The 391-nt window shown below is 68.8% G+C and carries 1 protein-coding gene; it reads right to left on the bottom strand.

What is annotated here, in order from left to right:
* Nucleotides 1-391: response regulator (locus JWJ90_RS23010; protein ID WP_205229534.1), on the bottom strand; the 391-nt coding region annotated here is incomplete at both ends.

Below are 391 nucleotides of genomic sequence, written 5' to 3'. Positions count from 1 at the left end.
GCCCTGCGGCGTGGCTCGGGTTTGGGCAGCGCCCTGCAGGCCGGCAAGGCGCTCGACGAGTTCTGCCAGCGTCTGCGCGGGGTTCATGGCAAGGGCGTCGGCGTTGCCGTTCGGGCGCGTGCCGAGCCGGTCCTTCAGCCGCCTGACGGTCTCGGCTAGGCGCTCGGTCTGCACGGGCTTGAGCACGTAGTCGACCGCGGCCTGCTCGAAGGCATCGAGCGCGAACTGGTCATACGCGGTGACGAACACCACCAGCGGACGCACATCCCGCTGCGATAGCTCGCGCGCCACATCAATGCCCGACAACCCCGGCATGCGGATATCGAGAAAGACCACATCGGGCCCCTGCCCGTCGGCCGCGTCGTCAATCACGTCGAGAGCGGACTGACCG

The sequence above is a fragment of the Desulfobulbus rhabdoformis genome (assembly GCF_016919065.1).
Lineage (GTDB): Bacteria > Desulfobacterota > Desulfobulbia > Desulfobulbales > Desulfobulbaceae > Desulfobulbus > Desulfobulbus rhabdoformis.
The sequence above is the reverse complement of the archived record's forward strand: the minus strand, read 5'-3'. Positions and strand labels throughout refer to the sequence as shown.